This window comes from Paenibacillus sp. 4624 (assembly GCF_050435065.1).
GTDB lineage: Bacteria > Bacillota > Bacilli > Paenibacillales > Paenibacillaceae > Paenibacillus > Paenibacillus amylolyticus_D.
The window spans coordinates 169,736-181,587 of sequence record NZ_JBNDJR010000008.1 but is presented as its reverse complement, the minus strand read 5'-3'; the positions used below and the strand labels follow the sequence as shown (position 1 = coordinate 181,587).

Here is an 11,852-nt window from a genome sequence, read left to right as displayed (position 1 = left end):
TCATAGCCGATGAAATATTCTCGTTAAATGTTAGGAACATTATATGATTCCTCTAACCGATAAGTCAATACCTGTTTTTGATAAAAATGTGCTCACCTGATCCATATACGCTCTTCACTCTATGTTTGCCCCAATGTCTGGCCTTCATGCAGTCACCTTTTATCCCGCCCCAGGCATAAGATATACAGGCCGCACGACAGGCCTTGAAAGGAGGCCCCGCATGATCATTCGTCAGCGTTCATCCAAACTGGATGACGGCGCAATTATGAAGCTGATTGACACACAGCTTGTTCCTTTATCCCATATGAGCGAGAAGGAAATCCATAAAATACGCAAAGAAATACCCCTGCGAATGAACAGGGGCATGACTTTTGTAATCTCGCCGGAGCCAAATAAACCTGCTGTGGCATTCATTCATTTTCTCATGCATGGAGAACTACTTTACGTAGATATGATGGCCGTTAGTTTAAAAGAGCAACGTAAACGCTACGGACAGACGTTACTGCATGAAGCTGAGAACTTTGCAGCATCCCGTGGTTGCAAAAAATCCAAAGTCATGGTAGATGAAGGAAATACCAAGGGAAATCAATTCTATCAAAAAAATGGATATCAAAACCTGAGATATATCCTGATCAGTCGCTGTTACGAAATGGAAAAAAGACTCTAGCCGCTTTTAGAAAAATCCAGGTGGTCTCGGTCCGGGACCGTAAGGACCATATCCTGGGCCTGGGCCGTAACCCGGTCCGGAACCATAACCAGGGCCATACCCTGGGCAACAATCAGGTTTCGGACCCGGACCATACCCTGGGCCAAATCCTGGACCCGAGCCATAAGCGTAAGGCAATGTCGCAATGGCCAGCAGATCAAATAATACCAAAGGCAAGATGGCTTTGGTACGTACTTTTTTTCCACCTATACGCTTGAGAACGAGTTTGTCACCTGATACTTTTAACAGTTTCCCCGTAACCCGAGTACCGTCTTTTTTGACTGCAACTATATTTTTGCCTATAAGTTTCATCGCTTCAGTACGCGTAACCTGTTTTCTCATACTATCCCTCCTCCTCGGATCATTCAAAACAGTGTATTCGTCCATGACCGAATTCGCCTGTTTCTTTGTCCCTACCGAAAAAGTTGGGTACTACAATGAAGCGCACAAAAAAAAGACTCGCTTGATCGCGAATCTTTTCTTGAATAACTATTCGGGATACCAAATGATATCCTGTTTCCTTTGCTAGAGTTACCTTTTACCAGGATCATACGGTTCGCCCAGAGCAGATGGAGCCGAAGAACGTCCAACCGCAGCCACCAGAACGATGATCGTGAGCAAGTAAGGCAACATGAAAATAATTTCCTGGGGAATACTCTGTGACCATTCAAACAATTGCACATAGTTACGAATCGCTTGAGAAAATCCAAAAAATACAGCCGCGCCGAAAGCACCGATTGGATTCCACTTACCAAAGATCATCGCTGCAATCGCAATGTAACCTTGACCGGAAACGGTATTATGCGAAAACGTACCTGTTGTTGTCAATGTAATGGCTGCTCCACCAATCGCCGCAAGCGCACCACTGATCATAACAGCAACATAACGGTAACGACGAACTTTAACCCCAACAGTATCCGCCGCACTTGGATGTTCACCTACAGAACGCAGACGAAGTCCAAACGGTGTTTTGAACATAATGTAGTATGTCAGGAATACAAACAGAATCGCTAGGTAAGTCGTTGGATATACATTTTTGAAAAATGCTTCTCCAAGCAAAGGAATATTTTCGAGAAACGGCACATTGAATTTGCTAAAACCTTGTACCAGAGGTGAATCACCTGAACCTTCAAACAGCAGTTTTACCAAATACAACGTACTTCCTGCCGCCAAAAAGTTAATGACGATACCGCTGATAATCTGATCAGCTTTAAACGTAATTGATGCTACAGCGTGAATAAGTGAAACTAGCACACCAAGCACGATGGCAAGCAGTATCCCCATCCAAGCCGACGTTGTTCCACCCATACCTGCTTCTTGAGCATAGTGAGCACCAATACCGGCTGCAAACGCACCAAACACCATAAAACCTTCAAGTCCGAGATTTGTTACCCCGGATTTTTCCGAGAAAATTCCGCCAAGGGAAGCAAAAATCAATGCCGTAGCAAAGACAAGCGTCGTATTGATAATTTGCCCGATTGTCAACAAGTCCATCTACAACACCTTCTCTTTCTTACGCTTGGAATAGAACGGTTTAAGTACCCAGCGCACGATGCCTTGTGCGGCAATGAAGAAGATAATCGAACCGATGACAATCCGAATAATCTCAGGTGGTACATCCGCAGCAAAGCTCATTCCTGCAGAACCGTAAGTAAGCGTACCAAAGAGCAACGCACCAAGTAGCACTCCAAACGGATGGTTTAGACCAATCAAAGCAACCGCGATCCCGTCAAACCCAGTACCTGGCGAGCCTGACATTACGGTCTGATACTGGAACACCCCAAGAACCTGGAACGCTCCGCCAAGCCCTGCGAGCATACCACTGATAAACATCGCTTTCACGATATTCCGGTTAACATGCATACCTGCATATTCTGCTGCATTCGGGTTATAACCGACGGCACGAATTTCATAACCCTGCTTTGTTTTCCACATGTAAATATAAAATAGCACAGCCATAACAAGAGCAATCAACGTTCCCATATGCACACGTGAATTACCCATCAATTCAGAAAGCCAGGTCAGACTTATGGAAGCCGACTCACTAATGTCAACAGAGCGGTTCTCTCCTTGCAGTAGCAGAAATTGACGCACGATCAGATTGGCTAAATACAATCCAATCCAATTCAGCATAATACTGCTGATTACCTCGTTAACCCCACGTGCAGCTTTCAGGTAACCAGCAATTGCTGCCCAAAGCCCACCAAATACCCCACCCGCAATCAAAGCAAGCGGCGCGTGAATATATATAGGCAGACCTGCGAACTTTACACCAACGAAGGTAGCAGCTGTCATCCCTACGAGAAACTGTCCTTCGCCTCCGATATTGAACAACCCGGCACGAGCCGCAAAAGCAAACGCAAGTCCCGTCATGATGAGCGGTGTCATTTCCCGCACAGCTTCCCCGAAGTTGTACATATCACCAAACACCTTTTTGAACAAAGCACCGTATGCTTCAAACGGATTATATCCACCAATTAGCATAACAATTCCACCGAGAATAAGTCCCATCACAATTGCTACAACAGGCAAAATAAACGAATCCCGGGTAAACCATTTTAACACTTTATTCATGCGCAGTACCTCTCTTTTGGGTGCTGCCCGCCATCATCAAGCCAAGCTCCCTGTCATTGGTTTCTTCCGGCAGCACCTCGCCAACGATCTGTCCTTCATAGATAACCGCAATGCGGTCCGATACGTTCATGATCTCGTCGAGTTCGAATGAAATTAGCAAAACAGCCTTTCCCTGATCGCGCTGAGCAATCAATTGCTTCTGCACAAACTCGATAGCTCCCACATCCAGACCACGGGTTGGCTGGGCAGCAATCAGCAATTCAGGGTTTTTATCCACTTCACGAGCGATGATGGCTTTCTGCTGGTTTCCTCCTGACAAGGAACGTGCTTTCGTCTCGATGCTCGGTGTACGCACGTCAAATGCTTCAACAAGCCGCTTCGCCTGCTTTTTGATTGCCTCAAAGTTCAGAAAACCTTTGCGCGTATAGGGCTTTTTGTAATACGATTCCAGAACGATATTTTCGCTCACCGAAAAATCCAGAACAAGCCCATGTTTATGTCGATCTTCCGGAATATGAGCAACGCCCGCCTCCGAGATGTGACGAGGAGAATGATTGGAAAGCTCTTTTCCTTCCAAACGGATCGATCCGCTATCCACTTTGCGCAGACCTGTGAGGGCTTCGATCAATTCACTCTGTCCGTTACCGTCAACCCCTGCAATACCCACAATTTCTCCAGCACGTACATTCAAGTTCAAATCGTTCAGAACCGCAATACCCTCTTTGTTTTTGGCTGTCAGCTTGCTCACCTCAAGTACGTTAGCACCAGGTGTGGCAGGCTTTTTGTCCACTTTAAACGTAACGTTACGGCCAACCATTTTCTCTGCCAATTCATTCGGGTTGGTTTCCGAAGTTTTGACCGAATCAATGACTTTACCACGTCGAATAATCGTAACTGTATCCGAAATTTCCATAATTTCTTTCAGTTTGTGCGTAATCAGGATAATTGACTTGCCTTCAGCGACAAGTTTTTTCATGATGACCATAAGTTCTTTGATTTCTTGCGGCGTAAGTACCGCTGTTGGTTCATCGAAGATCAGAATGTCTGCACCACGATACAACGTTTTGACAATCTCAACACGTTGCTGCATGCCGACAGAAATATCATGAATTTTGGCGTGAGGATTTACCTTAAGCCCATATTGCTCGGACAAGCGCTGTACTTCTGCCGCAGCCTTTTTATAGTTAATATTGAGACCTTTTGTTGGTTCAGATCCCAAAATAATGTTCTCTGTTACCGTGAACGGCTGTACCAGCTTAAAATGCTGATGCACCATACCGATGCCAAGATCGATTGCCCGGTTTGGACTGTCGATGATGACAGGTTTGCCATTCACTTCAATGGAACCTTCATCCGGCTGATAGAGACCAAAAACAATGTTCATCAATGTTGACTTACCAGCGCCGTTTTCACCCAGTAGAGCATGGATCTCGCCTTTCTGAAGCTGAAGGCTGATGGCGTCGTTGGCAACAATGCCTGGGAAACGCTTCGTTATTTGTTTCAACTCAACGACGGGGGTTGCTGCACCCATGTAATCACCCTTATAACTGATATAGTGTGGTTCCGCAAACGAAAGAAAAGCTCCTATTCGGAGCACTATTGCAATAGTTAGATTGTACAAATGTTATAATGCCTTGATCAAATGTTCCTGACTTTACAATCACAAGGCCGGTCAAGACCGGCCCGGATGATTATATTACAGCAGCTATCAAAATGACTACGAATTCTTATTACTCAGTAGGTACTTTGATTTCGCCGCTAATGATTTTTTCTTTGTACTCGTCAACTTTTGCCAGAACTTCTGGTGTTACATTTTTACTGGAAGTATCCGCAATACCTACGCCGTTTTCTTTCAGCGTCAGATTCTCGGAACCACCAGCGAATGTACCGTCAACAATTTCTTTATTAACGCGTTTAACCGCTTCGTCTACTTTTTTGATCATGGAAGTCAGTGTAATTTCATCACCAAACTCCAAAGACTGGTCTTTATCCACACCGATTACCCATACATCTTGACCTTGCTTCTTACGTGCACTTGCTTCGTTAAACACACCGTTACCCGTTGCACCCGAAGCGTGGAAGATGATGTCTACGCCCTGGTTGTACAGAGTAGCTGCAGCCGCTTTACCCAGGTCCGGTTTATCAAAAGCACCTGTGTAGTTCGGAATGAATTCAGCTTTAGGGTTTACTGCTTTAACCCCTTCTCTGAAACCAGCTTCAAACTTTTTGATCAGCGGGCTGTTCATACCACCTACGAAACCAACTTTGTTTGTTTTTGTTGTCAAACCAGCAACAACACCAACCAGGAAAGATCCTTCTTCTTCAGCGAAAGTTACAGATTTCACGTTAGGTGCATCCACTACGCTGTCGATGATTGCCAGTTTAGCATCAGGGTTTTGCTCAGCTACTGTTTTGATCGCATCAGCCAGTTGGAAACCGATACCCCAAGTCAGATCATATCCGTTTTTAACAAATTCGTTCAAGTTAGGAATATATTCTTCATCGGATTTACTTTGCAGGTATTTTACTTTTGCACCTGTTTCAGTTTCGGTTGCTTGCAGTGCTTCCCAAGCCGATTGGTTAAAGGATTTGTCGTTTACGCCGCCTACGTCAGTAACCATACCGATTTGAACATCGGATTTGGCTTCAGTGGAAGTTCCACTCTTATCTCCTCCGGCATTTGTTTCTTCTTTGGGTTTGCTTCCACATCCTGCGAGCATAACCGATACTGCCAGCAACATCACCAGAGACAGGCTGAGCATTTTTTTCATTTCTCTTTTTCCCCCTTAATAATATGTCCCTTTCAAATCTCGTCTGTATTGCACGGATCAACAGATATAAAGAACAGCTTAGAAGCGGAATGTTTCGCCAATGGCTCACTAAAAGCGCATTCTTATGGGCGATACATCTGTCCATCTGTCGAAAAACCGAACATTATGACCCGAAAAGAAAATTTTAGGACTGGCCTACTAGAGGTGATTATACAATCAACCAGTGTTAAAATCCAGATGTATAATCACCAAAAACCACTTATTTTTGTACTTTTTTTATTGAAAGCGCTTAATAATTTAACGTTTTAACACACTAACGTTACAACGATGTGATGTTACATAACAAAAAAGTTACACCAACTTCAAAACCTTCGCGAAAACACTCTAATTCATTTGCATTATTGTACCGTTCGTGTTTTATGTAATACCAAGCTGTGTTATTCACCAACGGTGTTCGCACTTCGCTTTTAATTGCAACTTTGTGATTATGTTTAGGTTGTTCTTCCTACGCCATTCTTATTCCCAATTCCGTAAAAAAAGCCGCCATAGGTACGGCGGCTTACTTCATACAGATTTAAGCGTTGATTTTACCTTTAGCTACAGCAGCCAAAGAGTTGAACGCGTTGATGTCATTAACGGCCAGATCAGCCAGCATTTTGCGGTTCATGTCTACACCAGCAAGTTTCAATCCGTGGATCAATTTGTTGTAAGACAAACCGTTCATACGTGCTGCAGCATTGATACGAACGATCCACAGTCTGCGGAAGTTACGTTTTGTGTTGCGACGGTCACGGTATGCGTATACCAGGGATTTCATTACTTGCTCATTAGCTGTTTTAAAGATACGGTGTTTGGAACCGAAATAACCTCTTGCCAGTTTCAAAACCTTTTTATGACGACGACGTACTACAAAACCGCCTTTTACTCTTGCCATATTAAAGAACCTCCCAAATAAATATAAATGTATCCGTGTGGTATGTGTATGGCCGAAGCCTATCCCCCGTACGGAATCTAGTATTTTGAATTAACCTTTCAGGTTAGCCAAACCTTGTTTCAAACGTCTCACGTCACCTGCAGCCATAACCGGGTTACCGTTCAGAACGCGCTTCGCACGTTTGGATTTGTGAGAAAGCAAGTGGTTTTTGTGAGCTTTGTAACGAAGGACTTTACCGGAACCGGTAATTTTGAAGCGTCCTTTCAAACTGCTGTGTGTTTTCATTTTAGGCATATTGTGTTTCCTCCTCCAATGTTATCAGGCTTTAGGAGCCAGAATCATGATCATACTGCGGCCTTCCAGTTTGGGTTGACGTTCTACGGTGCAGAGCTCTGCAACTTCCGTTTTGACACGTTCCAAAATCCGTTGACCAATAGCGGCATGCGCAATTTCACGTCCGCGATAACGAACGGAACATTTCACTTTGTCGCCTTCTTTCAAAAACTTAACTACATTACGAAGCTTCGTTTGATAATCGTGCTCCTCAATATTGGAACGGAACCATACTTCTTTAATGTCAACAATTTTCTGGTTCTTACGGGCTTCTTTGTCTTTCTTTTGCTGCTCATAGCGGAATTTGCCATAGTCCATGATGCGGCACACCGGCGGTTTAGCCTGTGGGGCCACATTAACCAGGTCCAAGTTCAGGTCAATTGCCATTTGAAGTGCTTCACGAATGGGAGTGATCCCGATTTGTTCTCCTTCAGCTCCGACAAGGCGTACTTCCTTCGCCCGAATCTCGTCATTAATCATGTGATCTTTACTAATAACCGTCCACCTCCAGGTCATTTTGAATATCCAGTTACACAAAAATAAAAGGGATGCCGGTCAAGCTACCGACATCCCTGTAATCAACACAATTCTTCATGAGTATACACTTCATAAATTATTGGGATCGTTGACCAGCCAACGTATGTTGGTCAGGTGAGAAGTCGGACTTCTGCTTGTGATTCCATTTTGCTATTTGTTTAACGCACTTGAACACTATAACATCTACCAACAAACATTGTCAACACTCAAAACACTTTTTTTTTCAAAACAGTGTGCTGTGTGTAAATCTCATAGCTGCGCAGAGGTTCACCAATATATTTATCCGTAAGTTACCCCTGTTTGCTCTGTACTTCGTCCAGACGAACAACCCGTGTATGTTGCGTGTGGCTCCACTGTTTGTTGTTTTGCGTAAAGAACGCGTAAAACGTAATTGGATACCAGGACAACAAATAAATCGGGAAAAGAATCAGATACAGATACACTTTAGCAAACTTAACTTTTTCCAGCGCCATGGACAACAGGAACGTTAACACGTTCATGCCGATCGCTATGAATCCAACCCACAATGGGAAATATCCATAAATGTTAGCGATATGTGGGCCGTCCAATACGTAAATATCGATTGACATTACAGCCGTCAACAGGAAAGTAAGCAACACCACATACACATTGGCACCATATACAGCGAGGTCAAACTTCACGATACTTCTTTCTTTAATGGACTGCCATAGCAGTGGGAAGAAATATCTTCTCGCTACCGTAAAGTGCCCTTGCATCCAGCGCAAACGCTGTCTAGCGGAAGCTTTAAAAGTCAATGGCTTCTCATCGAACACTTTGGCGTCATAGTTAAACACCGGGTACACATTACGCTGCACACTTCGCATCGTGAACTCCAGGTCTTCTACAAGGCTTGTAGCTCCCCATCCAATTTCTTTCAGCAGATCGGTCTCGAAGCACATGCCCGTACCGCCGAGGAAATTCGCCATGTTCAGGTTGTGACGAGACAACTGCCACAGACGGTTGATATACCAGTACGATACACCATATGCCGCAGTGATCCATGAATCCTCAGGATTTTTAGTATCAATGTATCCCTGAATAACTCGTGCTCCATTGCACAAATCATTGTTCATTTCACGCAAGAAGTTTTGCTCAACCAGATTGTCAGCATCAAGCATAACTACCGCATCATACTGACGTGGCAAATCCCACAGGTATTTAAGCATCCACTCGATGGCATGCCCTTTACCTCTCAAGTCTGGATTCGTACGTACACATGCATTCCAGCCATGCTGACGAACAATTTCTGCCGTGCTGTCTGTACAGTTGTCACAGATGACAAATACATCGTACAGATCTCTCGGATAATCCAGTTCCTTCAGGTTTTCCATCAACGCACCGATAACTTGTTCCTCATTGTGTGCAGCAACCAGCACAGCAAATGATTTTGTTGCAGGATAATTTTTCTTTTTCTTTTTCTTATACAGACCGAACAGCGAAAACGTGAATTGGTACACGGCCAGCAGTGCCAAAATGACCTGCAGCGTGACGAATATAGCGTCCAACATCGTTCTCTGTTACCCCCTTTTAGATAAAACCCAGATTACTTAGCATTTTCTCTTCCTGATTCTGCATTTTATTTTTTTGTAATTGCAGAATATGACCCTGTGCTTTTGTGTACTACGTCAATCATACAGGCAATGTTTCAAATGATGGCTGCGGCCAGTTGGCTGCTTTATCGATTCTGTATTCTTTTCAGCAATTTGTCAAAACCTCAATTCCACTTCCTGAAGCAGAAATGTGAACTTTAAACGCTGAATAGCCACTCAGTGATACCACAACCTCGCATTCATGCCTGATATATCTTATTTTCAGCTGTTTTCTTGATTTTTATTTCTAAAGTCCCTTCTTTTTGATGTGGCTTACTGTAGCTGAACAGTGTCTCTACATCAAATAACGTAAATGGCCACCAAAAAGTTTAATCTAAAACTCACATTTTTTTACCTCATTTCAGCCATGTTGAATCATTGTATCTTTTTTCGAGGAATGAAGTCAAAAAAGACCATTGGTTTTTCATCCACTCTTTTACATGAATTTTACGTTCTTTACATGTCTTCTTCTTGAAAAGGACAACATTTAAAAATATGATAAACATACGCCTGAAATAACCTCAAGACCTTCAAAAACGGTTATATACTAAACAGGTGCAAACCTACACGGGTTTCATCCCGGAAATACTGCCGTCCTCGGGGCGGCCTGACTGGCAGGAGGCCAATATGAGCCGTTTTTTCTTAAAGTTTCAAGAGTACGATCGTAATGTGTTTATGTGGATTAACGGCCGGCTTCATAATCGTTTTATGAATTTCTGGCTGTACTATCTCACCCATCTTGGCGGAGCAACTTCTTCCATTGCGGTATCTTTGTTAATCTGGCTGCTTGCCCCGGCTCCCTGGAGTACGACTGGACTTCAAGCCTGCATCGCCTTAGCGGTAAGTCATATCCCTGTAGCCATTGCCAAGAAATTGTATCCTCGCATTCGACCTTACCTGGCCTTGCCTGATACAATAACGTTTCGCAACCCACTAACGGATCATTCGTTTCCATCGGGGCATACAACCGCTATTTTTTCGGTCACAGTGCCCTTTATGGCCGCTGAGCCGTTTCTATTACTGACTTTGCTTCCTGTGGCTCTTATTGTCGGATTCTCTCGAATTTATCTGGGTCTACACTATCCGTCCGATGTTTTGGCAGGAGCCACAATCGGTACTTTAGTCGCACTTGCTACAGTTGCATTCTGGGCTTAAAGCCGATATGTTAGACTCAGGAAAACCTAGCAGGAACAGGTGAAGCAAGCGTGGAGAAAAAAAGAATTTTACTATTATCTGAGGGCTTTGGCGCAGGTCATACGCAGGCTGCTTATGCATTGTCCAGCCATTTACGAAAGCTGTCGCCGAATATCCAAACCAAAGTGCTTGAACTCGGAAGCTTTCTTAACCCGAAAGTAGCACCACTTATCCTTAATGCGTACAAAAGAACGGTGACCAATCAACCCAAACTCGTTGGATACATGTACAGACAACAATATAAAAAACCATTGAATCGGCTAACAACTCTTGCACTGCACAAAGTGTTTTACACCCATACCCGCAGTGTCGTTCGTCAGTTGCATCCAAATGCCATTGTCTGCACCCACCCGATTCCAAGTGCAGTTATATCCAGGTTAAAGCGGTTAGGTACAAAGGTTCCCTTATGTAATGTTTTAACCGATTATGACGCACACGGCACATGGATTAGTCCTGAGGTGGATTTATATCTCGTTTCCTCGGACGAAGTAAAATCCAAGTTGATACGTCGAGGGGTGTCCGTAGATAAAATCAAGGTAACCGGTATTCCTGTACACCCAAACTTCTGGGAGCATCCCGGACATGATGAAATCCGCTCCAGATTTAATCTAAAAAAAATGCCAACCGTGCTTGTCATGGGCGGTGGCTGGGGGATGCTCAGTGACAAGGTTGTTCACCAGTTACTAGCACGCTGGCATGAAGATATCCAGATTATTTTCTGTCTTGGACGTAATGACAAAATACGGATTAGCATGGAGCAGGACCCACTGTTCCAGCAAGAGAATATCCACATTATCGGATATACAACGGAAATCGATAAATTAATGGAAGTCTCTGATCTACTGATTACAAAACCAGGCGGAATGACTTGCAGTGAAGGTTTGGCAAAGGGCATTCCGATGCTGTTTCATAACCCGATCCCGGGTCAGGAAGAAGAGAATGTACATTATTTTACAACCAGAGGATTAGGTGAACGAATTACCTCCCTTGACGTGGTTGTACAATGGATGAACAAATTGCTTCATCATTATCCAGATGTGGTGCAGAAGCGAAAACGCCATCTGGCGGAGATTGCCAAAGTACATCCGATGGAAAGCGCGCAGTCTATCATGGATTTGTTACAGGATATGCAGCCTTCATCATCAGAGTCGACCCGTTTATAACCTTTGTAGTTTGAATAAGCTCGTCCTTCT

12 protein-coding genes are annotated in these 11,852 nt (G+C 43.9%); 3 read left to right on the top strand and 9 right to left on the bottom strand.

Annotated elements, in window-relative coordinates; translation table 11 throughout:
* The first annotated feature begins 223 nt into the window (after positions 1-223).
* Positions 224-667, top strand: coding sequence for a GNAT family N-acetyltransferase (locus ABIE27_RS19215; protein ID WP_429351331.1), 444 nt, complete (start codon positions 224-226; stop codon positions 665-667).
* Between the two features lie 6 nt (positions 668-673).
* Here ABIE27_RS19215 and ABIE27_RS19210 read toward each other — a convergent pair whose 3' ends face one another.
* The 9 genes from ABIE27_RS19210 to ABIE27_RS19170 form a co-directional block, all read right to left on the bottom strand.
* Positions 674-1,048, bottom strand: a complete 375-nt coding sequence (locus ABIE27_RS19210; protein WP_429351249.1) for a hypothetical protein — start codon at positions 1,046-1,048, stop codon at positions 674-676.
* Positions 1,049-1,237: 189 nt separating this feature from the next.
* Positions 1,238-2,200 carry an ABC transporter permease gene (locus tag ABIE27_RS19205; RefSeq protein WP_123065086.1) on the bottom strand — a complete coding sequence of 321 codons (963 nt, stop codon included), beginning with the start codon at positions 2,198-2,200 and terminating at the stop codon, positions 1,238-1,240.
* On the bottom strand, positions 2,201-3,280 hold the full coding sequence (locus ABIE27_RS19200) for an ABC transporter permease (RefSeq protein ID WP_123065087.1): 1,080 nt from the start codon (positions 3,278-3,280) through the stop codon (positions 2,201-2,203).
* On the bottom strand, positions 3,273-4,811 hold the full coding sequence (locus ABIE27_RS19195; protein ID WP_123065088.1) for an ABC transporter ATP-binding protein: 1,539 nt from the start codon (positions 4,809-4,811) through the stop codon (positions 3,273-3,275). Before ABIE27_RS19195 ends, ABIE27_RS19200 begins: the two co-directional genes overlap by 8 nt.
* Before the next feature lie 199 nt (positions 4,812-5,010).
* A complete protein-coding gene (locus ABIE27_RS19190) occupies positions 5,011-6,051 on the bottom strand; it encodes a BMP family lipoprotein (RefSeq protein WP_123065089.1) in 1,041 nt (346 codons plus the stop codon).
* 574 nt (positions 6,052-6,625) lie between these two features.
* A complete protein-coding gene (gene rplT / locus ABIE27_RS19185) occupies positions 6,626-6,985 on the bottom strand; it encodes a 50S ribosomal protein L20 (protein WP_123065090.1) in 360 nt (119 codons plus the stop codon).
* A gap of 90 nt (positions 6,986-7,075) precedes the next feature.
* Positions 7,076-7,279, bottom strand: coding sequence for a 50S ribosomal protein L35 (rpmI, locus tag ABIE27_RS19180; protein ID WP_017689665.1), 204 nt, complete (start codon positions 7,277-7,279; stop codon positions 7,076-7,078).
* Positions 7,280-7,303: 24 nt separating this feature from the next.
* Positions 7,304-7,798 carry a translation initiation factor IF-3 gene (gene infC, locus ABIE27_RS19175; protein WP_123065091.1) on the bottom strand — a complete coding sequence of 165 codons (495 nt, stop codon included), beginning with the start codon at positions 7,796-7,798 and terminating at the stop codon, positions 7,304-7,306.
* A 347-nt stretch (positions 7,799-8,145) separates the two neighbouring features.
* Positions 8,146-9,384, bottom strand: a complete 1,239-nt coding sequence (locus ABIE27_RS19170) for a glycosyltransferase family 2 protein (RefSeq protein ID WP_123065092.1) — start codon at positions 9,382-9,384, stop codon at positions 8,146-8,148.
* Between the two features lie 708 nt (positions 9,385-10,092).
* Here ABIE27_RS19170 and ABIE27_RS19165 point away from each other — a divergent pair.
* Both ABIE27_RS19165 and ABIE27_RS19160 read left to right on the top strand, forming a co-directional pair.
* Positions 10,093-10,620 (top strand): phosphatase PAP2 family protein, encoded by a 528-nt coding sequence (locus ABIE27_RS19165; RefSeq protein WP_123065093.1) that lies wholly within the window; start codon positions 10,093-10,095, stop codon positions 10,618-10,620.
* 50 nt (positions 10,621-10,670) lie between these two features.
* Complete coding sequence (locus tag ABIE27_RS19160) at positions 10,671-11,822, top strand: MGDG synthase family glycosyltransferase (RefSeq protein ID WP_123065094.1); 1,152 nt, start codon at positions 10,671-10,673, stop codon at positions 11,820-11,822.
* The last annotated feature ends 30 nt before the right edge of the window (positions 11,823-11,852 follow it).

Excerpts from the sequence above, each read along its gene's own strand:
- ABIE27_RS19210 (WP_429351249.1), bottom strand. The coding sequence starts at position 1,048 with ATGAGAAAACAGGTTACGCGTACTGAAGCGATGAAACTTATAGGCAAA.
- ABIE27_RS19205 (WP_123065086.1), bottom strand. The coding sequence starts at position 2,200 with ATGGACTTGTTGACAATCGGGCAAATTATCAATACGACGCTTGTCTTT.
- ABIE27_RS19200 (WP_123065087.1), bottom strand. The coding sequence starts at position 3,280 with ATGAATAAAGTGTTAAAATGGTTTACCCGGGATTCGTTTATTTTGCCT.
- ABIE27_RS19195 (WP_123065088.1), bottom strand. The coding sequence starts at position 4,811 with ATGGGTGCAGCAACCCCCGTCGTTGAGTTGAAACAAATAACGAAGCGT.
- ABIE27_RS19190 (WP_123065089.1), bottom strand. The coding sequence starts at position 6,051 with ATGAAAAAAATGCTCAGCCTGTCTCTGGTGATGTTGCTGGCAGTATCG.
- rplT (WP_123065090.1), bottom strand. The coding sequence starts at position 6,985 with ATGGCAAGAGTAAAAGGCGGTTTTGTAGTACGTCGTCGTCATAAAAAG.
- rpmI (WP_017689665.1), bottom strand. The coding sequence starts at position 7,279 with ATGCCTAAAATGAAAACACACAGCAGTTTGAAAGGACGCTTCAAAATT.
- infC (WP_123065091.1), bottom strand. The coding sequence starts at position 7,798 with ATGATTAATGACGAGATTCGGGCGAAGGAAGTACGCCTTGTCGGAGCT.
- ABIE27_RS19170 (WP_123065092.1), bottom strand. The coding sequence starts at position 9,384 with ATGTTGGACGCTATATTCGTCACGCTGCAGGTCATTTTGGCACTGCTG.
- ABIE27_RS19165 (WP_123065093.1), top strand. The coding sequence starts at position 10,093 with ATGAGCCGTTTTTTCTTAAAGTTTCAAGAGTACGATCGTAATGTGTTT.